Annotated in this window: 20 protein-coding genes and 2 pseudogenes; 9 read left to right on the top strand and 13 right to left on the bottom strand. The window is 67.4% G+C overall.

The features are described from left to right. The coding region (locus tag ABD747_RS02315) for a hypothetical protein (protein ID WP_344801468.1) at nt 1–379 on the bottom strand (379 nt) is incomplete at its 3' end. Nucleotides 380–1164: 785 nt separating this feature from the next. Between ABD747_RS02315 and ABD747_RS02310 the strand changes: the two genes are divergently transcribed. Then, on the top strand, nt 1165–4794 hold the full coding sequence (locus ABD747_RS02310; protein WP_344801467.1) for a PLL family lectin: 3630 nt from the start codon (nt 1165–1167) through the stop codon (nt 4792–4794). 103 nt (nt 4795–4897) lie between these two features. On the opposite strand, the gene ABD747_RS02305 is transcribed toward ABD747_RS02310, so the two are convergent. Next, nucleotides 4898–7897 (bottom strand): Tn3 family transposase, encoded by a 3000-nt coding sequence (locus tag ABD747_RS02305; protein ID WP_344801466.1) that lies wholly within the window; start codon nt 7895–7897, stop codon nt 4898–4900. A 117-nt stretch (nt 7898–8014) separates the two neighbouring features. Here ABD747_RS02305 and ABD747_RS02300 point away from each other — a divergent pair, with 117 nt between their 5' ends. Genes ABD747_RS02300 through ABD747_RS02285 form a run of 4 tightly spaced genes read left to right on the top strand, consistent with a single transcriptional unit; the run spans nt 8015 to nt 12910 of the window. Continuing rightward, complete coding sequence (locus ABD747_RS02300) at nt 8015–9139, top strand: hypothetical protein (RefSeq protein WP_344801465.1); 1125 nt, start codon at nt 8015–8017, stop codon at nt 9137–9139. Beyond that, entirely contained in the window at nt 9136–10863 is a 1728-nt protein-coding gene (locus ABD747_RS02295; protein ID WP_344801464.1) for a hypothetical protein, read from the top strand. Before ABD747_RS02300 ends, ABD747_RS02295 begins: the two co-directional genes overlap by 4 nt. Beyond that, nucleotides 10860–12464, top strand: coding sequence for a type IV secretory system conjugative DNA transfer family protein (locus ABD747_RS02290; protein ID WP_344801463.1), 1605 nt, complete (start codon nt 10860–10862; stop codon nt 12462–12464). The genes ABD747_RS02295 and ABD747_RS02290 overlap by 4 nt, the downstream gene beginning before the upstream one ends. Further along, entirely contained in the window at nt 12461–12910 is a 450-nt protein-coding gene (locus tag ABD747_RS02285; RefSeq protein ID WP_344801462.1) for a hypothetical protein, read from the top strand. Before ABD747_RS02290 ends, ABD747_RS02285 begins: the two co-directional genes overlap by 4 nt. A gap of 29 nt (nt 12911–12939) precedes the next feature. Here ABD747_RS02285 and ABD747_RS02280 read toward each other — a convergent pair. The 4 genes and pseudogenes from ABD747_RS02280 to ABD747_RS02270 all read right to left on the bottom strand — a co-directional run. Continuing rightward, nucleotides 12940–13185: pseudogene (locus ABD747_RS02280) on the bottom strand (Tn3 family transposase); the annotation flags it as partial. 56 nt (nt 13186–13241) lie between these two features. Next, nucleotides 13242–13343: pseudogene (locus tag ABD747_RS26650) on the bottom strand (Tn3 family transposase); the annotation flags it as partial. Between the two features lie 183 nt (nt 13344–13526). Next, on the bottom strand, nt 13527–15164 hold the full coding sequence (locus tag ABD747_RS02275; protein ID WP_344801461.1) for an ABC transporter permease: 1638 nt from the start codon (nt 15162–15164) through the stop codon (nt 13527–13529). Beyond that, nucleotides 15161–16066: an ABC transporter ATP-binding protein gene (locus tag ABD747_RS02270; protein ID WP_344801460.1), complete on the bottom strand. Its 906-nt coding sequence runs from the start codon at nt 16064–16066 to the stop codon at nt 15161–15163. Before ABD747_RS02270 ends, ABD747_RS02275 begins: the two co-directional genes overlap by 4 nt. 454 nt (nt 16067–16520) lie before the next feature. Between ABD747_RS02270 and ABD747_RS02265 the strand changes: the two genes are divergently transcribed. Both ABD747_RS02265 and ABD747_RS02260 read left to right on the top strand, forming a co-directional pair. Then, entirely contained in the window at nt 16521–16967 is a 447-nt protein-coding gene (locus ABD747_RS02265; protein ID WP_344801459.1) for a CBS domain-containing protein, read from the top strand. A gap of 34 nt (nt 16968–17001) precedes the next feature. Then, nucleotides 17002–18294, top strand: a complete 1293-nt coding sequence (locus tag ABD747_RS02260) for an ArsB/NhaD family transporter (protein WP_425562468.1) — start codon at nt 17002–17004, stop codon at nt 18292–18294. Nucleotides 18295–18886: 592 nt separating this feature from the next. On the opposite strand, the gene ABD747_RS02255 is transcribed toward ABD747_RS02260, so the two are convergent. Beyond that, entirely contained in the window at nt 18887–19357 is a 471-nt protein-coding gene (locus ABD747_RS02255; protein WP_344801457.1) for a MarR family winged helix-turn-helix transcriptional regulator, read from the bottom strand. Between the two features lie 1400 nt (nt 19358–20757). Next, a complete protein-coding gene (locus ABD747_RS02250) occupies nt 20758–21219 on the bottom strand; it encodes a nitroreductase family deazaflavin-dependent oxidoreductase (RefSeq protein WP_344801456.1) in 462 nt (153 codons plus the stop codon). A 415-nt stretch (nt 21220–21634) separates the two neighbouring features. On the opposite strand from ABD747_RS02250, the gene ABD747_RS02245 reads away from it, so the two are divergent. After that, the gene (locus ABD747_RS02245; RefSeq protein ID WP_344801455.1) at nt 21635–23284 is read left to right on the top strand and encodes a hypothetical protein; all 1650 of its coding nucleotides are present in this window, start codon (nt 21635–21637) and stop codon (nt 23282–23284) included. A 37-nt stretch (nt 23285–23321) separates the two neighbouring features. Here the strand turns inward: ABD747_RS02245 and ABD747_RS02240 are convergent, their stop codons facing one another. The 3 genes from ABD747_RS02240 to ABD747_RS02230 form a co-directional block, all read right to left on the bottom strand. Continuing rightward, nucleotides 23322–23447, bottom strand: coding sequence for a hypothetical protein (locus ABD747_RS02240; RefSeq protein WP_344801454.1), 126 nt, complete (start codon nt 23445–23447; stop codon nt 23322–23324). Beyond that, nucleotides 23447–24154: a maleylpyruvate isomerase family mycothiol-dependent enzyme gene (locus ABD747_RS02235; protein ID WP_344801453.1), complete on the bottom strand. Its 708-nt coding sequence runs from the start codon at nt 24152–24154 to the stop codon at nt 23447–23449. Before ABD747_RS02235 ends, ABD747_RS02240 begins: the two co-directional genes overlap by 1 nt. A 65-nt stretch (nt 24155–24219) precedes the next feature. Next, on the bottom strand, nt 24220–24420 hold the full coding sequence (locus ABD747_RS02230; RefSeq protein WP_344801452.1) for a hypothetical protein: 201 nt from the start codon (nt 24418–24420) through the stop codon (nt 24220–24222). A 172-nt stretch (nt 24421–24592) separates the two neighbouring features. Here ABD747_RS02230 and ABD747_RS02225 point away from each other — a divergent pair, with 172 nt between their 5' ends. Further along, a complete protein-coding gene (locus ABD747_RS02225; RefSeq protein WP_344801451.1) occupies nt 24593–25615 on the top strand; it encodes a glycoside hydrolase family 25 domain-containing protein in 1023 nt (340 codons plus the stop codon). 59 nt (nt 25616–25674) lie between these two features. Here the strand turns inward: ABD747_RS02225 and ABD747_RS02220 are convergent, their stop codons facing one another. Continuing rightward, a complete protein-coding gene (locus ABD747_RS02220) occupies nt 25675–25950 on the bottom strand; it encodes a hypothetical protein (protein ID WP_344801450.1) in 276 nt (91 codons plus the stop codon). A gap of 341 nt (nt 25951–26291) precedes the next feature. Then, the gene (locus tag ABD747_RS02215) at nt 26292–26828 is read right to left on the bottom strand and encodes a hypothetical protein (RefSeq protein ID WP_344801449.1); all 537 of its coding nucleotides are present in this window, start codon (nt 26826–26828) and stop codon (nt 26292–26294) included. Nucleotides 26829–26925 lie beyond the last annotated feature (97 nt).

Genomic DNA, 26925 nt, shown 5'->3' with positions numbered 1-26925 from the left:
GGCTGGTGCCGGATGCCATTCCCAGGCGCCGGTCGACAGCGTGAAGGTCGGGGTCCATCGTCCAAAGGCTGCCGTTGCCACCATGAAATGCGACGGCATAGAGGCGGTCCCTTAAGCGTATGATAGATGGGCTCGTCCCAGGAGCCATGTTCAATCCGCGATCGACGAGGTGAAGGTCGGGGTCAAGCGTCCAAAGATTGCCGTTGTCGCCGTGAAATGCGACGGCGAATAGCCCCGAGATTTCGGTATCCAACGTTGCGATGGACGGGTTGGTACCAGCGGCCACGCTGATCCCGCGGTCCACCTCGCCCAAGTCAGGGCGATATGCCCATAAGGTTCCCGTGGTGGCTGGGAACGCGAAATTGTAGTTGATTGTCACCTGGTATTGTCCCTCCAATTGACGGGTTGCATCCGATCAAGACACGCTCCACCAACTATCAACCTTCGACGCTGTTTGCGGCTCGTCTCCCAACGCGACCAGCGCATTGAGTGCGGATGCAGCCCCAGTCCCCTTCGTGCAGTCAAACAATGATCGGGGTTATGGGATGGGGCGTCCATGGGCAGTTTTGCGTACCTTTACACCCTGTACAAAACGACCCAGGAGAACGGCGCGCTGCGTCCGGGCCACGCCACGGCAGTGCCTACTGCCTGGCCGAATCGACCGACGCAGAAGGTGTTGCCCGCTCGCGCGGGTTGCGGTTCGGCCGCGGCGCCGACAGGGCCGCATGGTCGAGGACGACGGCCCGATCGAACGCCCGGCCGCCCTCCAAGACGACGTTCCCGTGGCTGAATATCCGGGCCAGCCGCCTCGCCTCCGACGGTCAGTGCTGCATAACCGGGATTATGCAGCCCTTTCGGTGTGTCTCTCGCGTCCTGCCCGACGGACCCGCGAAGCCGAACGACGTGCTTGTTGAGTCGACAACATCTGTGCCGTGCCACCGCGCCGTTGTCCGTGGCCTACTGACCCGCCGTCAATCATCACAACGCCTCCAGGACGGGAGCGAGGGCGGGATCGACTCGAAGGCGGCTGAAGCAAGGGTCTTCCGCCGCAAGACTGTCCGTACAGCGTGTCGACATTGACCAGGAGTATTGACACCGGGCGCGAGCAGGACAATAGTGCGCGACGGGTGTGAATCCGCCCCGTTCGGCCGAGGGACCCTTGTTATGAGTGCAGACGCCACCCACGCCGGCTTGCCGGGCGGCCCGGCAGCCGGACCGTCTCCGGTGGGGGCAACCGTCTCTGTCGGCTCCAAACTGATGCAGAACTATCGCCTGTCCGCACCGGTAGCGGCCGGTACTGACTACGCGCTGGCGCCGACGGGGTCCGGTGAGGTCGAGGTCTTCTCGATCGGCACGGACGGGCACCTGTACAACATCTATCCCGACTCCGGAAGCGACACCAACTGGAGTCTGGCAGACATGCAGTTCCCCGGTGGAGCGGCCGTTGCCGTGGCGGCCGTTCACGAGCCGGCGTCGGGAACGACCGTGTACGCGGCGACTGCCGACGCGCAGGTGTACTCGATTTCGGATCGGCGGTGGAGCGGCTGGACTGCTTTGCCCGCCCTGACGCCGGCGACGGGCTCGGTGGTCCTCGACGTGTCGGTCGATCCGGACGGCACGGGGACTCTTGTGGTCAACTACGCCTCGACCGGGCGAACGACGCATCCGTCTTTCCTCCAGCCCGACGGAACATGGCAGGGGTGTGGCAGCGTGGGCCTGCCCATGACCACGAACAGCTGGTGCGCCGGAGTGGTTCCCACCCCGTCCGGGGACTCCTATCTTGGTGTCTTTGCCGCGGCCAATGGGCAGGCAGCTGGAACCGGGCTTGGCGTGGCGATTCCGGGGACCGGTGACTTCGTGACCGGGTTCGCGGCGGCCGGGGCGTACACGCAGGTGTCCGCGACCATGGGCGGGGCCGGGTACTCCGAGGCGTTCGCGCTCACGTCGAGCGGCGCCTGCGACTATCTGTCCGTCGATGTCTCGGCTCAGACGGGATATCAGCCGGTTCGGGTGTCCGGGTCCGCGGCGTGGGCCGTCATCGGTGCCGGAATGCGGGAAGACGGTGCCCTCGAGGTGTTTGCGATCGGGCAGGACAGCCACGTCTACCACGTGATGCAGGACACGGCTGGCAGCAGCACGTGGGGTGATGTCATACCGCTGAACACGACGATGAACTGGGCACAGCTGCGGGTCATCCAAGACGGAGATGGGCGCAGCCGGGCGTTCATAACCTCCAGCGACAACCGGCTTTTCCAGTACTGGCAGGAGCCGTTGTCGCAGGATTGGCATCTCGACGAGGTCGAGATTGCGGCCACAGGCGCCAATGCTGTCGAACAGTTCGACTCCTACGACGTCCAATTGACGGTGTACGACCAAGACACCCAAGCGACATGGGTTGGGGCCGGTGTCCGGCTGTCCGTCGATGATCCCACCAGCATGACGATCAATGGCGTCACGTGTTTTCTTGATGTACAGCGTCCCTGGACCGGGGTTTCGAATGCGGCGGGGAAGGTTTCGATGTCCATCCCGACCGGCGCTCTGGGTACTCCGGTGTTCCGGCTGTGGGTCGAGACCATGCCCGAGGACGACCGCGTGCTGGTAGACCCGAGCAAACCGATCCGGGATCAGCTGGGCGCGGTCACGGCGCAAGATCTGCTGGGTCAGACGATCAGCGACCCGAACGGCAATCAGGTCTCATTGCTGCCGGATCAATTCAACAACCAGGCCGACGCGGGTCAGGTCGCGTCCGGCCTGAACCAGTTGATGACCCTCGCCCAAACCCTACCGGACAGCGTGGAGGAAAGCGAGGCGTCCCACCTGCATCCCCGCAACGACGCACGAGTCGGCCGCTACGTGAGCGGTCATGGCGATAGGCCGTCCGGGCGAATCGACCCCACGTTGGTGCCGGATCAGCACTGGCAGATGGACTTCTCAACTGGTCATCCAGTTTTCCGGACGTTGACCTCGGTCGAGGCCGACGACGTGCTGACGCAGGCCGCATCCGGAGCCCAAGCTGCATCACTGTTCACCTGGGACGTCAGCTGGGGCGACATCTACAGTGCGATCCGAACCGGCTTCCTGTCCGTGGTCCAGGTGACCCTTTCGGCCGCCGCCGGCGCCGTCCAGGTCGTGCTGAACTTCGCCAACTCCGCCTATACCGCCGTCGTCACTGCCCTACAACAGGTGGCCGACATCGCCGAGGAAATCTTCGACCAGGTCCAGGTCGGATTCGACCGGTTGTTCCAGTGGCTGGGCTTCCTGTTCGACTGGGACGACATAGTCCGCACCCACACCGTCGTGTCAACGGCCGTCACGACGTGCCTCGACTTCGGCGTCGCGGTGACCAACTACCTCCGTACCGGCGTGAGCACCTACTTCACCGGGCTCCAGCAGCAGGCCTCGGCCGCGGTCGACGGGCTGATCGCCCAACTGGGCGCTCAAAGCCTGGTCCAGATCCAGCAGACCAACACGCCGGCGTCACCGCCGGCGGCCGACATGCTCGACCACGACGTTCTCATCAACGGTCTCGTCAACAATCTGGCCGCCGCTCCGGTTCCGCAGCTCAACGAATCCGAGCACATGGCCATGATGGCGGTAGCCGGCGATGCCGCCAGTCAACTCGTGGACAGCATCCAGTCAACGACGAACAGCTTCAGCGCCTCGCAGGCGTTCAGCGACGCCGCGACCTATCTCAAAAAGGCTCTCGAGCACACCGACACCTTCCTGGTCAACGCCACAGCCGCGGCCTTGAGCGTCATGAAAGGCATCGCGGTATGGACGCTGCAGAACACCGGCGCTCTCGTAGACCAGATCCTGGCCGCAGCCGCCGATCTGCTCACCAGCATCAGGGCCCTGTTCACGGCTCCATGGCCCATCCCGTTCGTCAGTGATCTCTACGCAAAGTTCGTGCACAGCCCGCTCAGTACGCTCGACCTCGCCGCGCTCGTGCTCGCCGCGCCGACCACGATCGCCTTCAAGCTGGCCACGGGGAACGCCCCCTACCCGACCGATCAGTCGGTCCAGGGGTTCGTGGCCGCCTACACACCGGCCGCCCTGCTGCAGGCCAGCGGCCTCCAGAGCTCGGAGCTCGCGGCCGTCGGCCCCACCGGCACCGTGTCCGTCGCTACGCATCCGAACATCTTCTACATCGCCTCTGATGTTTGTGGGTTGATCAAGTCGTTCGTGTTCTGGCCGGCCGACACGATGTCCGCCATCAAAATGGGGCCAAGCTACAAGGGCGGCGGGGACCTCATACAGAAGCTGTCCTCAGTGGCGTCACTGGTCTTCGAATTCGCCGCCTGGGCGCTTTCAGTGCCGTGGGTGCTCGGCACGGGTTCTAAACTTCCGGGTTGTGACGACGGCGAGGAGATTGCCAACCTCGAATGGTGCTTTGAGGGTCTGCCGATCCTGATCGACCTCATCTTCTTCTGCTGGCCCGAGCCGTTCCAATACGAGCCCATCGGCAACGAGCCGCCGCGGAAGTTCCGGACTCTTCTGGCCCGGTGGTCCGGCGAGGCGGGCCCGGCCATCGTGGGTCTATGGGGCGTGGCCCACATCGTTCTCGCCTTCGTGGTCTTCGGCAAAGGCGGGACCGACCGAGGATGGCGCCTGGCATCCGACCTCTTGTTCGGCTACCAGGACTACCTCTGCTTCGCACGACTCAAAGTGGTCAACGAGCCCTTCATCGCGGCGTTCGGTGCCGCCGTTCCGGCGTTCGTCGTGTCCTACATATCCGTTTTCGCCGGCGCAGCATCGGCCACCATGGGTTTCAACGACACGATAGAGAGCACGTAATTCACCCCTCAGAGGGGTGTTGGTAACGGTGCTGTCACGAGCCCCAATGCCGGTGCCTTCTGGTGACGGCATCGTCGCGTTGGTGTTCAGGTGAGGACGTTCCCTACGGGCTTTGGATGGGCGTTGCCGGCGGGGTTGTTCGGATGCTGAGCCGGGCGGTCATGTCGAGTCTCACTTCGCCGTAGGGCAGCACGTGCTGCCAGAACAGCGGGGTGAGGCCGCGGCGGTCCTCGGCGGTGAGGGTGTCGGCCCAGTCGTCTTCGGCGAGGACGTCTTGGAGCAGAAGGGTGTTCAGGTATACCAGTGCGGCGTGCAGAATCCGCAGGCACAGCATGGTCATCTCCTGCTCTTCCTTGCGGTTGGAGGCGATCTCGCCGCCCTTGCCGTAGTGGATGACCGAGTTCGCGCCGTTGAACGTCTCGATGACGTTGAGGCCCTCGGTGATCTCGCGCTGCAGTTCACGGCTGCGCAGGTAGCGGGCGACGAAGATGGTGCGCTGGGCGCGGCCGACCTCGAGCATCGCCTGGTAGGTGGGGTGGGATGCGGATCGGGTGAAGCGGCGCAGGATCGCCTCGGTCGAGGCGGTCCCTTGTCGGATCGCGGTGGCGTACTTGATCATCTGGTCGTAGTTCTGCGCGACCAGGTCCCAGCGGATCGGGCGGGTCAGTGCCGGGGTCAGCCGCGGGTAGGCGTCGGGGTGACCGGCGGCCGGCCGGTACAGCCGCACCCGGTTGATCTGCTTGATCCGTGGCAGCAGGTCGAAGCCGAGCAGCCGGGTGATGGCGAACCCGATCTCGGACTGGCCGTGGGTGTCGGTGTAGTTGCCCTCGACGGTCATCGTGGTGCCGTGCCGGATCGCGCCCTCGACCATCGCGTGGACCTCGGACGCGGAGGCGCGCAGGGTCTGGGAGTGCACGACCATCGATCCGCGTTCGACGTGCCAGTAGATGAGGGTGCCGCGGCCGCCGTAGCGGGAGTGCCATTCGGTGAAGATGTTCTGGTCGTAGGAGCGGAAGTGGGTGGAGTCGGAGGCGACCGCGGTCGAGCCCTCACCCCACAGGGTCGCTCGCCGGGCCGCGAAGGTGGCGTTGGCGATGCCGATCGCGACCGCCGTGGCGGTGTCGCGGGTCAGGTAGCGGCGCCGCACGTAGCGGATCTCGTCCTCGCTGTGCCCGTGACCGCCGCCCGCGGCGACCGATCGGATGCCGGTGTTGGTGCCGTAGGCGTAGATGGCCAGCATCAGCCGTTCGGCCAGCACCGCGACCGGCAGGGTGCCGCTGCCGGCGACGGCGCTGATCTGGTCCAGGCAGCCGGTGCGCAGGACGGTCTCCTTGAGGATGTCGATCAGCGTGACCGTTCCCCAGCGCCGCCGTACCTCGCCCTTGACCCGTCCCAGGTTGGTTGGCTCGGGTGCCGCCTCGTGCCTGGTCAGCGTGATCGCCCCGGAGGCACGGTCGGTGATGTCGACCCAGTCCAGCGTCGGGATCGCGGTGTCGAGCTCGCCGAGCGCGGCCGTCATCTCCGCGCGCAGGCCGTCGATGAAGACGGTGGGGTCTAGCGGTTTGCGCAGTTCCCGGTAGTTCTCCGGCCGTCGTTCCTCGAAATCGGCGGGCAGGTCCTCGTCCGGGTCGCGCCAGGAGTCGGCGCCGACGACCCAGATCTCCTTGCATCGCAGCTGCTCTCGCAGCGCCTGGAAGGTGGCGACCTCGTACACCATCCGGGCGACGCGTCGCCGGCCCCTTGTGTCGGATCGGTAGACCAGGTCGGACCAGTCCCTGGTGGTGCCCGGGTGGGCGGGCACGTTCTCTCCGAGCGGGTAGTAGGTCAGGTTGCCGGCCTTGGCGTACCGGCGGATCAGCCCCAACGCCTCGATCACCGGACGGTGCGCGGTGTTGTTGCTCCGGAACTGCAGGACCTCCAGCAGCGCGATCAGGCCGCGGCGGTAGTGACCGGTGTAGGAGGCCTTCAGCGTGGTCTGCACGGTGCGCCGATAGACCGGGCCCTTGGTCTTGAACTCGTGCACCAGCTCCCGAAGCGTCTGCTCACCGCCGGTCACGGCCGGGAAGACGACAGCCCGCACCGCATCGTCGGGCCTCGCCAGTGCCGCCTCGGCGATCGAGAAGAGGATGTTCTCCTTACCCGACACGCGTTTGAACGCGTTGACCAGCTCATCGGTGACCCGCCGCTCGGCACGGGCGCCGATCCGGTGGACGGTGGCGATGAGCAGGTCCACCAGCGCGTCGGTGATCTCGCGTTCCCGTTGATGGACCAGCGCAGCCAGCAGCGTGAGGGTCAACGGCTCGGCGTGCCGGCGCAGATGCGATGGCGCCTCGACAGCCGCCCTGACCCTCCAGCCGTCCAGCACCCTGGGCGCCACGTCGGCGAACAAGCCGGCGGGCAGCCCGATCGCCCGGACCGCTTCCAGCTTGCCGATCTCGGTCATCATCGATTCCAGGCCGACGTTCCCCGGCGTCGACTTGATCAATCCCAGCACGGTCTCCGAACCGTGGGCTCCGCCCTCGTCGCCGCTGTCGTCGACCCCAGCCTCGGTGTCGATCAAACACAGCAGGCGGCCCCTCACCGGCGTGTCCAGGCGGGCCGAGATTCGTCCAGTCCAGTCCTGCTCGGCGGTGCGCAACGCCGAACGGACCATCCGCAGCAGCCGCGCCGGCGTGGGCGGCTCGATCTGTTCTCGTCGGAACTGGGCGAGTAGCTCTGCACGGACCCGCTCAGGCCGCCGCTCGGCGCGGGCCACGTTCGCGGCCAGCCAGGTCGTCAGCCTCTCCTGATCGTTGATGGTGGCGACCCGGAAGCCCAGATGGGCGCGGATCTGACTGCGGTGATACTCGATCGTGCTGCCAGACCACTCGTAGCTGCCCAGGTCCGCCCCGGACACCCCGACCTGACGGGCCACGAACTCGACCACGGCATCCGGCAACTCGGCCGGTCCGGGTGGGAACCGGCCATGACGGCTGTAGTGCTTCAACAGCAGAGCGAAGCCCAACGCCGTGGCGCCTCGCCTGCCCTCCAGCAGCAGACGGTCCTCATCGAGCAAGGTCCAGAACTCGACCAAATCATCCACGTCGTCCGACAGGTACTCCATAACGGGCAATCATCACGAGCGCATTGGGGCTGGTGACAGCAGCGTTACCAACACCCCCCGGTCGGCGACATCCTGATCCTCGGTGTCGCGGTCGACGAGGACGCCGCCGAGCAGGTCGTGATCCGGCACTCGACGACCGGCACGAAAGGCGCCTACTTCACCGCCACGGTGGAGATCGAAGGCCGCGGTGACGGGTTGCGGTCGGTGGCGGCGACGCAGCGGGAGGACCACGAGCTGGAACGGGTACTGAACCGGCTCGCCGAGGCCCGCTGCCCGGTCGACGAGATCTCGTTGATGACCCGCGCCCAACCCGGCCTCCCGGCCGCGTACAAGGAGCAGGTCCGGCGGATGCGCGCCGACGGGCTCGAGCACACGATGCTGGGCGACAACATCGAGCAGCGGATGACGAACCTGGACCGGGTCTCGGACTCCTACCGGATGTTCGCCACGATCCGGATCCCGGAGGCCGGGATCTACCGGTGGGCCGCCGAGCATCGCGGGGCGACGGACCGGGACACGATCTGCCATGCGGTGCACCACCAGGTCGGCGAGGTGACCGAGCTGCTGAACGGTGCCGGTCTGCGGGTCGTCCACGGGCTCAGCCCCCGCCGGCTGGGTGCCCTGATCCGGCACCTGTACGTGCCCAGCCGCAGCATCGACGACCTCACGGGGATCGTCTCGGCCCGGGACGCGTTCGTCGGCTACCCACCCCCGCTGCCGGAAGCCCTGCAGGTGCCGGACTGGGGTCGGGACGTGCTCTGGTACCACGCGACCGGCTACATCGCCCCGTACGGCTGGCCCGCGGATCGGGTGTCGTCGCGGTGGATGCTGCCGGCCGTGGCGCAGGTGTTCGACGCCGGATCACCGTCGGTGATCCGCACCGTCACGGCGTCATGGCGGCTGCTGGACCGGCGCGAATCCCAGAAGCAGATGGCCGACCAGCTGCTCAACACGTTGACCCGGGTCGCCCGCGACACCGGGAAGATCACCACCGGTGAGGACCAGGAACAAGCCGACGCCGGCCACCAGGTCCTGTACGACCTGCGGCACCAGTCCGCCGGCGTCATCCCGTCGGTCCGGGTCACCTGCTCCGCACCGTCCCATCTGGGCCTGTTGCAGGCCCGCGGCCTGGTCGACTCCGCGATGGCCGACCTGAACGTCGACGCCTTCACCTGGTGCGACACCCGGCAGGCCGACGCGATGGTGCTCTCACAACCCCTGGGACGAGGACTCCTCCGATGACACTCCCCGACACCGAACCAGATGCCCCAGCCGAGCTGGAGGAGCTGGTCGACGAGTCGCCCAACCGTCGCCAACGCCGACGCGCGGACCAGCAACGACGCCGGGAGGAGCAGGCCCAGAGGTCCGCCCGGCGACGTCAGGGGCCAGCCGCAGCCCTGTTCGGCACCGACCCCGACCCGGAAGAACGCGACGACGAGCCGGCCGCCGGCCACGACGGTGTTTTTTTGGCGGATCGGGGTCAGTGGGACGACCTGAAAGGCCCCGTTCCGAGGGGGTTGCGGCGGTACCGGTTCCTGGACCGGCTCGGCTGGTATGAGGTGGCCGATCGGGACGCGACGATCACCTCGACCCGGCAGGTGGTGGCCACGAACCCGGCGCTGATCCGGTCTCAGCCGCCGTTCAGCGGCGGCCCGACCGGGCTCGATGAGCAGACCGGCATGTATGTCGGATCCGATCCGTTCGTCCTGTACGACCGCGGGATCGTGGAGTCGATCAACGTCGTCCTGGTCGGTGACGTCGGGGTCACCAAGAGCAGCTTCGTGAAGAACCACTACCTGCAGGACGCCATCTACGCCGGCCGTCAGGTCTGCTGCTTCGACCGGAAACGGAACCGGGACCGCAACTCCGAGTACGACCCGTCCGCCCGGATCGTCGAAGCCTCCGGCAAACGGGTGGCGCGGATCAGGTTCGACCGGGCCGGGAACGGTGCCCGGGTCAACATCCTCGACCCGCGGATCATCGCCCGCGGCGGCGACCAGTACGACACCGTCGGCCAGGACGAGCTCCTCCAGATGGTCGCCGAGCTGCTCCACGGACCGCTGACGTCGGAGGAACGGTTCGCCCTGTCCGCGGCGCACCGGCAGGCCATGGCCGGCGCCGCCCGGGAGGGCCGGGTCCCGGTGTTGAGTGATGTCGTCGACGCCCTGTTCCAACCCGACCTGGCGTACCTGCCGGCCGCACTGGCGGCCAGCGGTCATGTCGGGGCGAAGGACATGCTCGGCTACGGGCTGCGGCTCGGGTTCGACCTGCACGGCGCCCTGGACGGCACCCTGTCCGGGTTGATCGACGGCCCGACCCGCGACGCCGACGGCCACGATCTCGACCTCGGCGCGGTCCTGATCGTGGTCCACACCTCCTCGCTGCAGGACGGGTCGGCGGCGTTGATGCTGGTGATGGCGATCATGTCGACGTTCATCTCCTCGGTCTGGTCGATGAGCCCCCGGCAGAGTGTGGTGATCATCGAGGAGGGCTACACCGCCGACTTCCCCTCCGTCGCAGCGATCCTCCGCTCGCTCGCCAAGCGGGGCCGTGGGGTCGGGGTGTCGTTGGTGCTGGTGCTGCACCACCTGTCCGACATCGACACCGACTCCCCACTCGCCGCACTGTTCCGGGAGACCGGGGTCATCCACCTGCTGCGGCAGGCGCAGCTGGCCGAGGCGAAACACACCAACGACCTGCTCGGCCTCGGCGACCTGACCGAAACCATCCAACAGCTGGCGAAAGGCACCCACATCCTGATCGAGGGCCGGCCCGAACTCCGCCCACCCCGGGTCGTCTGCCATGTGAGGACCGACCTGGACCGGTGGGCCAACTACACCGACGCCGCCATCACCGGCGGCGCCGACGCCCCACCCGGCCCCTTCGACGAAGACGACGATGCACCCGCAGCTGGCGCCCGCGACGAGGTCGCGGCTGATGATCGTGAGGAGGTGATGACCCGGTGACCGGGTTGAACATCTACGGTGACCTGCTCGGCTGGATCCCGTGGTGGGTCTGGATCGTCCTGGTGGTCGGGCTGATCGTGTACGCGGCATGGATGTGGCTGCGGATCCGCGGCACCTCCGGCCGCGGCACCCTGCAGCAGCAACGGGACCGGTCCTCCCAGTGGGCCGGCGCCCGCGACGTGTTCGGCCTCGTGATCAAGCAGCCCGACTCCCGCCGGCTGCCGCTGGGGGAGCTGGCGGTGGCCAGCCGCCGGCCGATGATGCTGGCCTGTCCGGTTGGCGGGTCGAAGCTGATCGTCGGCCCCGCCGGCGGCGGGAAGACCGCCCGGATGCTCGTCCCCGACCTGCTCCAGCACCGCGGCCCGGCGGTCGTGACCAGTGTGAAGACCGACCTGCTGTGGTTGACCCTGCACCGACGTGCCGACCAAGGCCCGATCTGGGTGTTGAACCCGTCCGAGTCGGCCGGGCTCGGCACCTGCCGGTTCTCGCCGCTGATGTACATCCACTCCTTCGACGACGCGTTGCGGGCCGGGCAGTGGCTGTCCGACGCCGGCCACGCCGACGACGGCGGCATCAAAGGACAGGAGTTCTGGGACTCGTTGGCCCGGCGGATGCTCGCCCCCGCCCTGTTCCTGGCCGCCCGCGAGAACCACACGTTGGACGACGTGTTCGGTTGGATCCAGATCGGTGCGGAGGACTTCATCACCCAACGCCTCGACGTCGTCGGAGACCAGCGGGCGGTCCGGGCCTGGAAGGCGCACCGCGGTACGCACGAGAAGACGAAGTCGTCGATCGTGGCGACCGCGTACAACCTGCTCGAAGGCTGGTCGTCGGAAGTGATGGGCAAGGTGACGAACACCCGTGACGGGGAAGGGGATCTGCTCGATATCGACCGGCTCCTCGACCAGCGCGGCACTCTGTACCTGATCGCGTCGAACGCCGACCAGCACATCTACCGGGCCGTGTTCGAGTCCGTCATCAACGCGACCGTCCGCCGCGTCCAGGAACGCGAAGAAGCCTCCGGCCGCCCCCTCCGCCCCGCGCTACTCCTCAGCCTGGATGAGGCGGCTAACATCGCTCCACTCCGCGACCTGGCCCACATCGTGTCCTCCGGACGTGGCCAGGGCATCATCGTCGAATCAGTGTGGCAGGACCTCGCCCAGATCCGCCGGATCTACGGTGCCGCCGCCGAAGAGGTGAAGTCGAACCACATCGCCAAGGTGTACCTGAAAGGCATCAGCGACGTAGGCACCCTCAACGAACTGTCCACCCTGTTGGGGAAGACGATCCGGTCCACGATCAACCACAGCCGCGACCTGCACGACCAACGCCGATCCGTCTCCATGTCCGAGGAGGAGGTCGACCTCGCCACCCCAGGGGAGCTGCGCAGGCTCGGCCCGGACGAGACCCTGGCGATCGTCGACCACTACAAGCCGATCAAACTGACCGTCCCGGCGTGGTTCGAGTCACCGGCGATGCGGGACCTCATTGACCCCGGCGTCGCGCAGATGATGGATGAGGCGTTCGCTCTCGACCTCGCCGACGACCAGCCGACCAGCCGGCGTGGCCTGGCCCGGCTCCTCCCCGCCGGTCGGCCGTGACCAGCCCACCTCCGAACCCGTCGCCGCCGGATCCGTGGCCGGCGATCGACGAACTGGCCACCATGCTCAACGACCTCGCCGGCCAGGTCCTCGCCCACACCAAACAACTCGGACAACTCAACCCGGCACAGCCGGACGTACAGGCCGGGAACACTGCCGCCCACGCCCAAGACCTCCGCGCATGGGTGGAGGCGCTGGTCGACGAATACGGCCTGCACGCCCAAATCGGACCACCCGACCGGTGGGAGAACATCCCACCCCTACGCGCCGAGCTGCTCGGGCTCAAGATCGCCGACGTCCGCCAGCTCAAACTTCAACAAGGCTCGTTCGAACTGGTCTACTGGCACGACACCCTCGCCCGCATCCTCGACCGCGCCAGCCAACACGCCGACCGGTGGCAACAAGACCAGCAGAACCAACAACTCCTGGGAGTCGCCGCCCGATGATGTCCCTTCCGTCGTCAGGTTGCCGCTGGTTAGGCGGCCGGTGAGCGAAGCGGGCGGTGTCCATCACGACGGAGCTCTGTTTCGAAGTCGAAGGAGTAGGTGCCGTAGAAGTTGATGTGATCGTGTTGCGCGGGTGTCAGATGTGCCGCGTCTTCAGCTGTGATGGGGTAGCTCTCGGCGCGCAGGGCGTCGAGAGTGTCGCCCAGGTACGTCGCGTTCCACAGCACGACAGCGTTGGTGACAAGGGTGAGGCAGAGTGCCTGGTCGACCTGGTCGTCGGTGCCGGCGTCGGATCTGGCCTTGGTGGGCGAAGATAGGTCGCGGCGAGCGCGTGCAGACTCTCACCCTTGTTCAGTTGCCGCCGCACCCGGCGGCGTAGCTCTTCGTTGGCGATGTAGCGGCTCAGGTAGGTGGTGCGGACGAGCCGGCCGTATTCCTGGCCTGCTCAGGGACCGTTGTTCGACCGGCCGCGTTCAATCCGCGCAACACTCGCGCTGTGGTCGCTGGTCGGCGTCGTTGGCTGGTTCACTCCCGACGTGTTGCCGACTGAGCGTCAGGAACAGCCGAGGTGCTTGCGGTGGGGGTCAACGCCTCGCGGGAGGGATCTTCGGCATGATCACGTGCGCAGGTCGCGGCGGGAGAAGCCGATCAGCCCACCGAGCAGTAGGGCTGCGGCGACTCCGGTCATGGTTGCGGCGGCGAGGAGGTTCGGGGGGTTTGCCGGCACCGATGCCAGGTGCGGGTAGGGGGAGATGGCTTGGACCCGCTCGGACCAGTCGAGAGACTCGGCCACCACCCACCAGATGAAGCCGCCCACGGTGGGCAGTGCCCCGATCGGCAAGACGGCCCGTGGCCACCATCCCCAGGCCACGATGGCGGCGCCCACCGACAAGAACACGACGGGCAACACGTTGGCCGTGCCGGCAAACGCGTCGCCGAGTGTCAGGTCGGCGGCGACGATGGTCGTGCCGATCCAGGCGCTGACGGCTGTCACAGCTGCCAGCAGCAGACATGCCACTGTCACGACGAACGCCTCGGACAGGGGCCAGGCGACACGTCGTACGGGTGTGCTGAAGAGCAGGGTGAGTTGCCCGCGTGTCTCGGCCGCCGCGAGCCTGGCGATCCGCACGGCTGCGTACAGTCCGAGCGGGATCGGGAGCAGCTTGAACAGCGCGGCGACGTAGCCCTCGACGCGCACGAGGTCGCCGAAGCCGGCGGCGGCGGCGAGTTCGGCGAAACGCGGGTTGGCGGTCAGGAATTCCGTAAGCGACACCGCAAGCAACCCGATCAGCAGGAAGTAGCCGACGATGGCGGCACCCCAGCCCAGGAGGGACGGAAGCGTTCGGCGGGTCGCGAACCCGACCGGACTTGAGAGCAGCCTCGTTCGGGCGGCCCTGGTGCCGCGGACGGCGATCAGACCCGCTCCGAGGTCTCGGTGTCCGGCCAGGTAGACCGCGAGTGTTGCGGCGGCGAGCGAGGCAGCGATCAGTGCCACGATCGGCAGCCAATGATTACCCGTGTAGGGGGCGCTGAGCGACAGCAGACCGAAGGGGGTCAGCCAGCCGATCCAGCCGACCGACTCGAGTCCGTCGCCGACCATGCGGGTCATCAGTGCGGCCACTAGCAGCCCGGCGGCCAGTCCGCCGGCCTGCGACCGCTCACCCAGCAACTGGCTGGCGGAGGCGCCGATGGCGGTGAAGAACCATCCGACCGCGACCAGCCCGGCGGTGTAGATCAGGGCGCCCTCGGGTGTGGCGCCGGCGGCGACCATGGCCACGGCCGTGGCCGCGCCGATTGCGGTCACGACTGCGACGATGGTGGTGAGGTGGGCGACGACGGTGGTCGGGATCGGGACGGGTGCGGAGTGCAGCAGCCAGCTGCGGCCGCTGTCCTCCTCGCCCCGGGTCAGCCGGGTGGCCGTGGCGAGCGCCCACGCGGCGATCGCCACGGCGGCGATGGTGCCGGTCCGCCACACGGTGAACCCGCCTGCGGTGTCGAGCGCTCGCGGTATCCCGAACAGGAGCCGGATCGCCGGGTTGTGGGCCACCAGTTCCAGCGCGGCCGCATCCTGCGGGCTGGCGACTGTGCTCGGATAGACGCGGACGACGAGTGCGGTGAAGCCCGCGGTCAGCGCACCCAGGATCGCGGCGCCGCGGGTGATCCGCCGCAGATCCAGTCGCAGCAGCCGCAGCCACCGCGCCCGTTCGTTCGGCGGTGCGACGACGCGTCCCGTTCGGATGTCCGCCGCGGTCACGAGCCGGCCCCGCCGTAGTAGCCGAGGAAGATCTCCTCCAGGCTGGGCTCTCGGACGTCCACGGCGACAAGATCATCAGTGGCCAGTTGTTGCAGCGCCGCTCCCGGTGCCCCGGACAGCACCACGGCGATGGTGCTGGCCGAGATGCGGTGCACCGCCTCGACACCCGGCAGGTCGGCTCGGAGGCCGGCCGGCACCGCGCCGGCATAGGTGGCGGTGAGTTCGGTCGTCCGAAGCCGACGCAGCTCGGTCAGGCCGGCCACGTCGACGAGCCGGCCGGCTCGAAGGATGCCGACCCGATCACACACCGCGTCGACCTCGGCGAGCTGGTGGGAACTGAGGAACACGGTCTGCCCTCGGTCCGTCGCCTCGCGCAGACAGATGCGGAACTGCTGTTCCATCAGGGGATCCAGCCCGGTGGTCGGCTCGTCCAGGATCAGCAGCTGCGCGCGGGTGGCGAAGGCGGCGATCAGGGCCACCTTCTGGCGGTTGCCGGTGGAGTAGGTGGCGCACCGTCGATCGGGGTCCAGGGCGAACCGGTCGACCACCTCGGCCCGGTAGCCGCGGTCAGTGCCTGGGCCCAACGCGGCAAGCAGGGCCAGCACCACGGCCCCGGTCAGGTCTGGCCAGAGGGCAACGTCGGCGGGCACGTGGGCGAGGCGGCTGTGGGACGCGACGATATCCGCGGCGTCGGTGCCGAAGATCAGGGCGCGGCCGGCGGTCGGCCGGATCAGGCCGAGGATCAGCCGGATCGTGGTCGACTTGCCGGCCCCGTTCGGGCCGAGGAACCCGAACACCTCCCCGGTCTCCACCTCGAGGTCGAGGTGGTCCAGGGCCAGGGTGGGTCCGAACCTCTTCGTCAGACCTTCGGTGCGAATGGCAGGCTGGGTGGGCGTGTTCATGGCGAGGCTCCTTCGCAGCCGACGCTGATGTCAACGCCGACCAGGCTTCCCGGCACGCCACAAGCCACGCTAGACCCGTGGGCGCCGCTGAGGCCAGCAGATTCTCCGTCCTGTCATGCGCCTGGTCGCTGACCGTCGCCTCCAGCGGCTCATGCCGGGCCGTCAACCAGGCCGTACCGGCGCCGGCTCCGTGATGCCATGCCGGAGGGGCCCAGGGTTGCGACGGCCCGTGCACCGACGTCGCAGGTCGCCGGGGTCGGAATCGGGGGGGCGTTACGATGTCGACTTCGCCGTGGGGCGAGGGTGCGCCGGGAAGTCTGGTCGGCACGCGGTGCGGTGTCCTGCTGCGCCGCGTTTCGACGACGCGAGGCGGGTCGTGTGCTTGGTCGAGTGGCTGGTGGCCGGGTGAGTTCGTTGCGGGCTCGGCCGGTGTGTGTGCGCGTAGCCTGTGGTGGTGCACGCCGAGCAGATGGCGGAGGACGCGCCGTTGGTGTCGTTGGACGCCAATGCGTTGGAGGCGGCGCACGTGTTGGCCGACCGGCGTCTGCCGGCGTTGGTGGTCACCGACGTGGACGGTTCACCGCATTCGATTCTGCCGGCATCGCAGGTGGTCCGGTTCCTGGTGCCCGGATATGTGCAGGACGATCCGTCGCTGGCGCGGGTGATGAGCGAGTCGATGGCGGACCGGGCGGGGGAGAAGCTGGGCCGCAAGCGGGTCCGCGATGTGTTACCAGTGGAGCGGAGCGAGTTGGCGGCGGTGAACCACGACGACACCATCATCGAGGTGGCGGCGATCATGGCCCGGCTGCGGTGCCCGCTGGTGGCGGTGATGCGGGACGGTCGGCTGATCGGTGTGATCACCGCGTCGCGGCTGTTGGAGCTGTCGCTGCCGAATCGATAACCGGGCCGGTCCCGCGAGTAGGTGACAACCGGTGATGGCCGTGGTCGCGGTCGGCGTCTTCATCGCCGCCTATGTGTTGATCGCGACGGAGCGAGTGCCGAAGACAGTGGTCGCGTTGACCGGGGCGGCGATGGTGGTCGCGTTCGGTGTGTTGTCCTCAGAGGATGTGTTCTACTCCCACGAGACCGGGATCGACTGGGATGTCATTTTCCTGCTGCTCGGGATGATGATCATCGTCGGTGTGTTGCGCCGCACCGGGGTGTTCGAGTATGTGGCGATCTGGGCGGCGAAACGCGCCAAGGGTTCCCCGCTGAAGGTGATGGTGCTGCTGGTGCTGATCACTGCGCTCGCCTCCGCGTTCTTGGACAATGTGACCACCGTGTTGTTGATCGCGCCGGTGACGTTGCTGGTCTGTGAACGGCTCGACGTGTCCCCGGTGCCGTTCCTGATCGCGGAGGTGTTCGCGTCGAACATCGGCGGGGCGGCGACGTTGATCGGTGACCCGCCGAACATCATCATCGCCAGCCGTTCCGGGCTGAGCTTCAACGACTTCCTGATCCACATGACACCGATCGCGGGACTGGGGATCATTGTTCTGGTCGCTATGCTGCCGCTGCTGTTCCGCGGTTCCTTCACCGTCGATCCGGCTCGGACGGCCGAGGTGATGGCGCTGGATGAACGGGAGGCGATCAAGGACCGTCGGCTGCTGATCATTTGCGGGATCGTGCTGGCGCTGGTCTTCGCCGGATTCATCGGCCATGCCGTGCTGCACGTCGAACCGTCGGTGGTGGCGTTGATCGGGGCGGGCCTGCTGGTCTTGCTGTCGCGGAGCAGACCCGCCGAGTTCATGCCAAGCGTGGAGTGGGAGACGTTGTTGTTCTTCGCCGGGTTGTTCATCATGGTCGGTGCGCTGGTGCAGACCGGGGTGATCGGCCGGCTGGCCGACGCTGCGGCGCGGGCGACCGGCGGTGATCCGTTGACGGCCACCATGCTGATCTTGTTCGTGTCGGCGCTCCTCAGCGGGATCGTGGACAACATTCCCTACACCGCGGCGATGAGCCCGATCGTCGCCCAGCTCAGCCACGGTATTGAGGATCCGAGCCAAGCCAACGCGTTGTGGTGGGCGCTTGCCATCGGCGCCGATTTCGGCGGGAACCTGACCGCGATCGGGGCCAGCGCCAACGTCGTCGTCATCGGCATCGCCGCCCGCTCCGCCACACCCATCTCGTTTTGGGAGTTCACCCGCAAAGGCGCAGTCGTGACCGCGGTGACGGTCCTGCTGGCCGCGCCCTATCTGTGGCTGCGCTACTTCGTCCTCGGGCACTGATCCGGGTCGCTCTGGCGGGGCCTGCCGCCGCAGTTCGGCGCCGGGTGCCCGCCGCCTGCCGGTTCGCCACTCGATTTCCACCATCCGAGGACGCTGAGATCATCGTGGGGCTGCTCTTGTCGAGCCCGGCGGGACCGTCGTAGCGTCGGTGTATGCATTCGGTCCACCTGAGTGACACGGCGAAGTGTTGCTGCGGCAACCGCGATGATCAGGATCGGCAGCATCGCCGCAGCGAGCAGCCACGTCTCCTCGCTTCTAGCCGCTCCTGAATCGTCCACGCTGCCGTCGGACGACGGGCGTCGGGGGAGCGTGCGCAGGCGGATGTCGGGCTCGGCTGGAGATCCAAGGCGGGACATCCTGCGTTCCCGGCCGCGCCCGCTGGCCGATCGCGCCGGCTGCTGATGATCCGGATCCAGGGTTGGGCCAACCGAGTCGCCTCCTCGTCGTGTCGCATCGAGGTCACGACCTCCCGGCTCTGCCGGCAATGAGGCATGGGGCAGGGACTTCTTCGGCACGACGATCGACAGCTTCCCGGCCAATTCGGCCGAACAGTCTCCGATGCGGGCACCATGGGACGACCCGTGCGCGGCGGTCAGGGCATCAGGGAACGGCGGTTGTCGTACTCGGTGGCGGCATCGATGAAGGGTCCGAGCGCATCGGTCAGCAGCGCTCGGTCGGCGGGATCGATCCGGCGCAGGATCCGGCTGAAGACGCGTTTTCGGTGGGCCGTGATGTCGGCGAGAACCCGCTCACCTTCCTCGGTCAGGGTCAGTTCGAGGTGTCGCCGGTCATCGGGGCGGTCACGCCGGGCCAGCAATCCCCCTCTGACCAGCCGGTCGCAGATTCGGCTGGCGCTGGAGAGGTGGACTTCCAGCGCCGCCGCGACGGCAGTCGCATTGAGCGGCTCAGCGAGTGACGCGAGGACCAGGACGCGAAGCTGAGGAAGGGTCAGAGCTGCACCGCTTTGGGCGATCGATTCGGCCGTGATTCCGGCGAAGACGCGTGCGGCGTCGATCATGGTGGCCAGTTGCCGGGAACCAGGCTCGCGTCGACGGTCGGTCATGGGTCCATCCAACCCATCCGGCACCGGTCCGGCAAGGGCACGCTGATCGGGGCGCATTTTCGACCGGGAGCGGCCCGAAGTGGCCGCGGTCGAACCTTCGTCACGTGACGAGCCACGGTCCTCCGTTCGGCCGGCTGGGGTGGCTTGACCGACCGCAGATGAGGTCGACGCAACCTTGTCCAGCGATCGGTGCCAGGCGTTATGCGGTTGATCTTGTTGTTGGCGTTGTGGGGAAGCTGATCAAGACCCGGCCTGGTAACGCCGCGGTCACGATGGCCGTCCGGAGGTTGCTTGCCTGCAACTGTTGCTCGATAGTGGACAGTCAGGGCGCTTGATCGGGCGGGTGGTCGACCAACTCGGGCCGTCGTGGTCGGCGCGGATGAGCATCGATCGGTGGTGCCGACACGATTCTGGTCGTCGCGGGTATCAGCGTCCCGCATCGGATCGGGTCGATGTGCGGCGCCGCTCGGGTGTTCCCTGAACAGGTGGCCGCCGTCCTCCTCCGGCGCGAAGGCCGTCGTGGTGTACCGGTCTGGGGGTCCGTCGTGTCGATGGGGACGCGGCGGGCGTACCGGTTGCCGCGATCGCTTGAGTGACGACTCGGGAGCTGTTGGAGGGCAGCGGCCACCGCACGTGCCGCTTCCACGACAGCTGGGAGGGTCGATGACGTCCGGCACGGCACCGACGCGGGGTTGACCGTGAGGGCGACGTGCCATGCGCGCCCCGGATACGGTCCGGTCGGACGGAGCGACGGGCAGTTGAGCGCTGTCGCAGCCAACCGCCGGTAGCGTCTGAGCACGCAGATCCTGGTCCCGCGGATGACGCGTGGTCAAATCTTGCAGCCCGGCCGGGTTGGATCGCGCCGGGCGCGTCGGTCCACAGCGGCAACGACGTTGGTTCAGGCTGCTGGAGTGGACCTGCTGCTGGTCGCTGCTCTGGTCGTCGGTGTCGTGGTGTTGACTCCGGTCGCCGATCGATGGCGCATTCCGCAGCCGATCCTGCTGCTGCTGAGTTGATCATTCCGCGATGACGCGCCATCGGTCTGTCGCGTCGTGGTGGCCGTCGTGTGGGATGCGCGCGGTTGTGCGCCCGTCGTGCGTCGGTGAGGGGGTTGGGCTGGTAGACGTTGCAAGACATCCGGTCGATGCAATCGCCTTCGAAGCTCACCGCTCGGTCTGCACCTCAGCCAGGCTCCGGGCTAGATTCATCCGGGGCTCCGGTTTCGGGGCTCCGGTTGAAGCTTCTCCAGCAAGATCGTTTCCGGCAGAACACGGCCAGGTCAGGGCTGGCCGATAGCGGCATCCCGGTTTGGCTCACTGATGCCGTCCGCGACGCGCCGACCTCCAGATTTGCGATCGCTCCCCGGACCTGTGCAATGGGGATGACCCCGTCGATCTCGTTCAGTCGGGTCGTCGTTCGAGATGCAGCCGGACGATGGGTATGTCGAGCTTCTCGTCGCTGTCGCCTGTGAGTGTCGTGATCGATCGGCTGAGGTGTTTCCACAGTCTCGGGTGGTCTGCCGCGTACCGTGCGAGAAGCGATGAGCTGGCTGACGTGTCGAGGAGTTCGGCCGTGGCCGGGACGCGGTTTCGGAATCCGATCGATACCCGACAGGAAGGTTCGGCCTTCAGGTTCTGGTACCACTGGGAGGTGGTTCCGAACCCTGACGCGATCAGCACCTTGTCGGGGTCTTCGCGGTCTACGGCCTCCAGCACGACGGATCGTTCGGCACCGCTGTTGCGGCCGCGGTGAAGCAGCAGGAGCATGCGGCCGGCGAAGAGGAAGCCCAGGTGCGCTTTGAACAGGGCTATGGGGGCTCGTGCCGCCCAACGTGTGCCGAGGAACTTCGCGCCAACATCCACGCCTCCACCCCCTTCTTTAGCGCCGATTCTCGCGCCGGACGGTTCGGTGGGCGTGGGCGGTGGTCGGTGACCGACGGAGGCATGGCTTCGTCTGTGCTGTAAGGGTTTCCTGGGTCCGGCGCCGGCGCGTGACCGGGATAGTGGGGCCGGTCCCGCTGTCTGGTATGTCCGTGGCGCTGTTCACGTAGCGAGCGGCCAGCCGTCGAACGGACCCGCTCGGTGCCGTAAACGGCTAAGAAATACATGGATACTGTTCCCTCGGCCCGGTCCCCGGCGCGTCTACGTTGACGGTCGCACAATGGGCTGCTGTAGTGGGCGCATCGAACAGACAGCGATATCACTCCCATCCTCGGCGCGGCCGGGTGCTGAGTTCTTCGCTGCACCCGACACTGCCGACCAGCGCCGGTACGAAGCGTTGCGGGCCTACCTGCTGGAGGGCGCCACGGCAGCGGAGGTGGCCGGCCGGTTCGGCTACACCGCAGCCAGCGTGGCGTCGATGGCGCGGGACTTCCGGGCCGGTCGGCGAGACTTCTTCACCGACACCAAACCCGGCCCCAAGAGCGCACCGGCCAAAGAGGCCGCCCGCGGCCGGATCATCGAGCTGCGGCGGGCCGGCCGGTCGGCCTACGAGATCGCCGAGGTGCTGGCCGCCGAGGGCCTCCCGCTGAACCGAACCGGGGTGGCGGAGGTGCTCGCCGAGGAAGGCTTCCCGCGGCTGTGGCCCCGCCCGCACGCCGAGCGTGGACTGCCGCGGCGCGACATCCAGCCGCGGAGCGGGGTGCTCGACTTCACCCAATGGCCGCAGCGGCTCGACACGAAACTGGCCGGGCTGCTGCTGACCATCCCGGACCTGGTCGCCTTGGACCTGCCCGGCCTGGTCACAGCGGCCGGCTACCCCGGCACCACCGTCATCCCGGCGGTCAGCTCGATGCTGGCGCTGCTGGCGCTCAAGCTCACCGGCACCCGCCGGGTCTCCCACGTCGAGGAACTGGCCACCGACCCCGGTGCGGCACTGTTCGCGGGCCTGACCTCGCTGCCCAAGGCCACCGCGTTGACCACCTACTCCTACCGGCTCGACCACGCCAAGCAGGCCGCGTTCCTCACCGCCTTGGACAAGGCCACCCTGACCGCCGGGCTCGCCACCGGCGAGACGATCAACCTGGACTTCCACGCCGTCATGCACTGGGGAGGCGACCCGGCGCTGGAAAAGCACTACGTGCCTCGAAGGTCCCAACGCACCCGCAGCGTGTTGACCTTCTTCGCCGAGGACGCCGACTCCCATACCCTGCTCTACGCCAACGCCGACCTGGCCAAGGCCACCCAGAACAACGAAGTCCTCGCCTTCGCCGACCACTGGCACACCGTCACCGGCCGCGACCCGAGACTGCTGATCTTCGACAGCAAGGTCACCACCCAACACCACCTCGGCGAGCTCACCGACCGAGGCATCGGATTCATCACCCTGCGGGCCCGCACCCCCAGACTCACCGCCGCCCTGCACGCCCTGCCCACCAGCGCCTGGACCGCGATGAGCATCGCCCGCGCCGGCGGCAAGACCCGCCGGGTCCAGGTCATCGACGACCCGGCCGCGACGCTCAGCAGCTACCCCGGCACGCTGCGACAAATCGCCGTCACCGGACTGGGCCACGACGAACCCACCCTCTTGATCACCAACGACCTCACCAGCCCGGCCAAGAAGATCATCGAGAGCTACGCCCGACGGATGAACATCGAGCAGCGCCTCGCCGAGGCGATCCGCTCCTTCGGCCTCGACGCCCTTGCCGGAGCCGTCGCCCTCAACGTCGACCTCGACGTCGTGTTGTCCGTGCTCGCCCACACCGTCTGCGCCGCTCTCCGCCGCCGGCTACCCGGCTACCACACCGCCACCCCCGACACCCTGCAGCGCCGCTTCCTCAGCACCGGCGGCGAGATCCTCAACCACCAAGACGAAACCGTCGTCCGACTCGACCGGCGCGCCTACTCACCCATCCTCCGCCAAGCCGATCTACCAACCACCGAAGTCCCCTGGTGGGGCGGACGCCGACTCCGCTACGAATACCGATGACCAAACTGGGGTCGAATCCGCTGCGCGAGAATCGGCGTTAGCGATCCTGGCCGTGCTCTGGGATGGTGCGCCGGTGCGGTCGGCGGGTGAGCCGGCGGGCCAGCACGGGCTGCCCGGGGCCGGTCAGCTCGCCGATGGCACTTGCCCGACCGGTGATCGCCATCAGCAGGGCTTCTGCCGGTCCCGTGATCTCCGGTCCCGAGCCGTGCCTCCAGTCCAGATCGGTTGGCGCCAGGCGCACACCTCGGCGAGTCGCCAGCCCGGCAGCTCAGGGCTACGAACGCTGTCGGGTAGCACCCAACGCAGCCGTTCGGCCGGGATCTGGCGCGGCATACCGAGCGGGCGGCGAATGTCTTGGTGATGGATGGTGACATCGAGCAGAGCGAGCCGCCCCCCGAAGGTTGTGGCCAGTCCCTGTGGCCGCAGATGGGTGCGGAGCTTGTGAAGGAGCTGTTCGGTAGTGAGCGATGCGAGTTCGTCAACGGCGACCTGGTTGGCGTGGACGATCCGGCCGCGGATGACGCGGCGAAGCATTGCACGGGGAGTGACGCCGTCGAAGCTCATTACGTGAGCGACCACGTCACGTACCCGCCAGCCAACACAAAGCGACGGCACCTCCCACTGCGCGGGCGTCAGCGTCGCCAACAAATCGGCGAGCTCGGTCCGCTCGGCGGTAGCCATCTCGAGGCCATTCACGACATCACGTCCTCCAGACGGGGTGATCGCCGAAACCGGTGCGGAGGAGTCGTGATGGCCAGCCTGGCGAATCCCGATCGCACCAAAGATGCGGCTGTCGTCCGGGAAACACCGAGGCCACCACACGACGATCTTGCACGACAACGGCCCTTCGGTGACCCCGAGCGGAGCCACTTTGCACTCTGCAGGGTCCGCAGGCGGAGGGCCACAACACCGCGACGGGGCTCGGTCGAGCGGCGTTACTGCTCCGGCTGCCGGCTGGCCGAGCCGCCGGTGTGCTGTTTGTCGAGGCCCTCGGTGGACAGGGCGCCGAGATCGGGAAGCCCGATGCGTTGGGCTGACTGCACACGCCGCCGCCGTGCCCGCACGGCAAGCAAGGTCACGACGATCGCGATCACGACGATCGCGGCGAGGATCCAGAGAATCGTTGCAGTGCTCATCTCAGCTGTCTCCTGTTCGCTCGGTTGATATGGAGTCCGGAGCCGGGAAGTGAGGCCCGGAAGCCTTGCGGCGATCCATTCCACTCTTCTGCAGTAGTTGCCACTATGCAAACGTTGCGGACTGTTGTGACCTTTCCGTTATCAACGAGGAGGGTCACGCTCCCTGCATGGCGTGAACCGGAGTTCGGCCGCACGGCCGGGAAGCGCAAGCAGAGTTGAACGTGGATACGGGTGTGGTAGCGTCAAAAAGATGTTCTCTCGGGCAATTCGAGTGCCCATTCTGCTCCTCGTGGCGGTTCTGCTGATGCTCGGCTTCGAAGTGAGCACGGCTCGGGCGGAACAGGGCGGTGGCGACCTTGGTCCGCGAACCGGCCTCGACGTGTCCTGGCCACAGTGCGGCCGGATACTGCCGGCCGGCACGGCTTACGCCATCGTGGGTGTCAACGGGGGCACGGCGGCCAACACGAACCCGTGCCTGGCCGACCAACTCGCCTGGGCCTTCACCGCCACCACTGCGGCGAACCCGCATCAGCCGGCCGTCCAGCTCTACATCAACACGGGAAATCCTGGTGACGTACTGGAGCTGTACAACGTCACCACCTGGCCGATCGACAATCTGGACGGCCGCGGAGAGAACTCCTACGGTCCCGCCGACGAGTCACGCCGCAACCCGTACGGCAGATGCACGATCTCGACACAAACCGTGCGCGGCCTGAGCAATGATCTCGCCTGCTCGTGGCAGTACGGCTGGAACCGTGCGGTCGAGTCCGTCGATCAGCGCCTTGGACCGGCAGCACGGCAAGCAGGTGTCAGCGACAACGCTGCCGACTACCGCTGGTGGCTGGACGTGGAGACGATGAACTCCTGGCAGCACGGCGACGCGGACGCGGACGCGAGGAACACAGCAACGCTGGAAGGGATGACGCAGTTCTATCTCGCCGAAGGCGCCAGCGTCGGCATCTACTCCACCAGCTATCAATGGTCTCAGATCGTCGGAACCACGGTGCGCGACGTCGATCCGTCCGGGTCCGCGGTCGGTCGGAACCTGATCGGGTTACCGAGCTGGCTGGCGGGCGCAGCCGACCAGCAGGATGCCTCAACCCGTTGCACATCCGACGCTGGTTTGACGGGGGGACCGGTCACGATGATCCAGTACATCGAGGACGATCTCGACCACAACTACAGCTGCCTGTGAGGCGCTGGGTGCCGCGCTCCGCCGGCCAGGGCCGTTGATTGCTCGGCGCTCTTCTGAGATCAGGAGCAGACCTGGTCGACGACCGCGGACAGCTCGGACATCGCGGTGGCCACCTTGCGGGTTGCCGCCACGATCGCCGGCGCCTTCTGCGCGACATTGCCCGTGGTCACGCCGCTGGCACTGTCTTGGAGTTCGTTCACGGCCTGACGGACCTGCGCCAGGGAGGGTTGGAGCGTTGGTGACGCGGCGGCTGACTTTTCCGCGGCGGCGAGCTTGGCCTGGACGTCGGCGATGGCGGCGGTCAGAGCCGCTGCGCCGTCGGTGGCGGGACTCACCTGCCTCAGCGTCTCGACAGATGCTTTGAGGTTTTCGATGTCGGCGCATGCGGCGGTCAGCGCCGTCGGGGTCGGGCTCGGCGCCGATGTCGACGGAGGCGCGCTGCTCGGACTGGGTTGCGGCTGGCCACCGCACCCGGAGAGGACCGCGGTCGCGCAAAGCACGGCCGCTGTCGCAGCCGCCGCCGCTCCTGTGCTGTGGATGGGGTGCAGTGGCATCAGGAAACGTCTCCTCGATAGGCCCGACTCACGACAACGTACACCGCGGTGTGGTGAAGGACGAGGATCGGACGACGGCGTGCGGCCGGTCACGTCCGGCGACCCTGCTCCGGTGGGGCCTGTCAGCGGGTCGAGGTGGCGGTCGGGGTCGCCGGTCCAGCAGAACCGGCGGTCGGGATGACCGGCGACGGCGCTGCACCGGACGCCCCAGTGTCGACATTGCCGGCAACTCGACAATCCACCAGGTCACGTTCGAGCCGCGGTTCGATCGGTTGCAGCCGCCGGACGATGTCGTCGAGCTGTTGCAGGTCGACGTCTTGAACAGCTTGATCGGCCCCGGTCAAGATCGTGTAGATGTCCTGCGCCTCGTTGATCACCCGCAGGCAAGCGACATTCACCTCAACCGTTCCGGTGACACCGGTGGTCTCGATGCCGGTCGGGACGCGTGCGGTCGTTCCCGTCGAGGGTACGTTCTCCACGGCGGTCACGAAGTCCGGCTTGCCCCAGCTGAGCAGTCCGACGGCGAGCACGCCGGTCACCACACCCGCCACGAAGGTGACCGCCGCGACCCACCAGCGTGACGCGGACTCGGTCGACGATTCCGCCACCTCGGCCGCTGGTTGATCGTCGTCGGGACCCGCGGCATCGGAGCCGGGCATCGCTGCCTCCTAGGATGAACTGGCACGCGTGATTCCCCATGCTAGGTCGGGGTATCCAGCCCGAGACTCGACGGTCCGATCGAAGGGAGCGAGCCCG

The organism is Microlunatus ginsengisoli (assembly GCF_039537205.1).
GTDB classification, from domain to species: domain Bacteria; phylum Actinomycetota; class Actinomycetes; order Propionibacteriales; family Propionibacteriaceae; genus Microlunatus; species Microlunatus ginsengisoli.
Note: the sequence above shows the minus strand (reverse complement) of the source record. Positions and strands in the feature narration are given on the sequence as shown.

Coding starts and splice junctions, on each gene's coding strand:
- ABD747_RS02310 (WP_344801467.1), top strand. CDS start 1,165: ATGAGTGCAGACGCCACCCACGCCGGCTTGCCGGGCGGCCCGGCAGCC.
- ABD747_RS02305 (WP_344801466.1), bottom strand. CDS start 7,897: ATGGAGTACCTGTCGGACGACGTGGATGATTTGGTCGAGTTCTGGACC.
- ABD747_RS02295 (WP_344801464.1), top strand. CDS start 9,136: ATGACACTCCCCGACACCGAACCAGATGCCCCAGCCGAGCTGGAGGAG.
- ABD747_RS02270 (WP_344801460.1), bottom strand. CDS start 16,066: ATGAACACGCCCACCCAGCCTGCCATTCGCACCGAAGGTCTGACGAAG.
- ABD747_RS02260 (WP_425562468.1), top strand. CDS start 17,002: ATGGCCGTGGTCGCGGTCGGCGTCTTCATCGCCGCCTATGTGTTGATC.
- ABD747_RS02255 (WP_344801457.1), bottom strand. CDS start 19,357: ATGACCGACCGTCGACGCGAGCCTGGTTCCCGGCAACTGGCCACCATG.
- ABD747_RS02240 (WP_344801454.1), bottom strand. CDS start 23,447: ATGGCGATCACCGGTCGGGCAAGTGCCATCGGCGAGCTGACCGGCCCC.
- ABD747_RS02230 (WP_344801452.1), bottom strand. CDS start 24,420: ATGAGCACTGCAACGATTCTCTGGATCCTCGCCGCGATCGTCGTGATC.
- ABD747_RS02215 (WP_344801449.1), bottom strand. CDS start 26,828: ATGCCCGGCTCCGATGCCGCGGGTCCCGACGACGATCAACCAGCGGCC.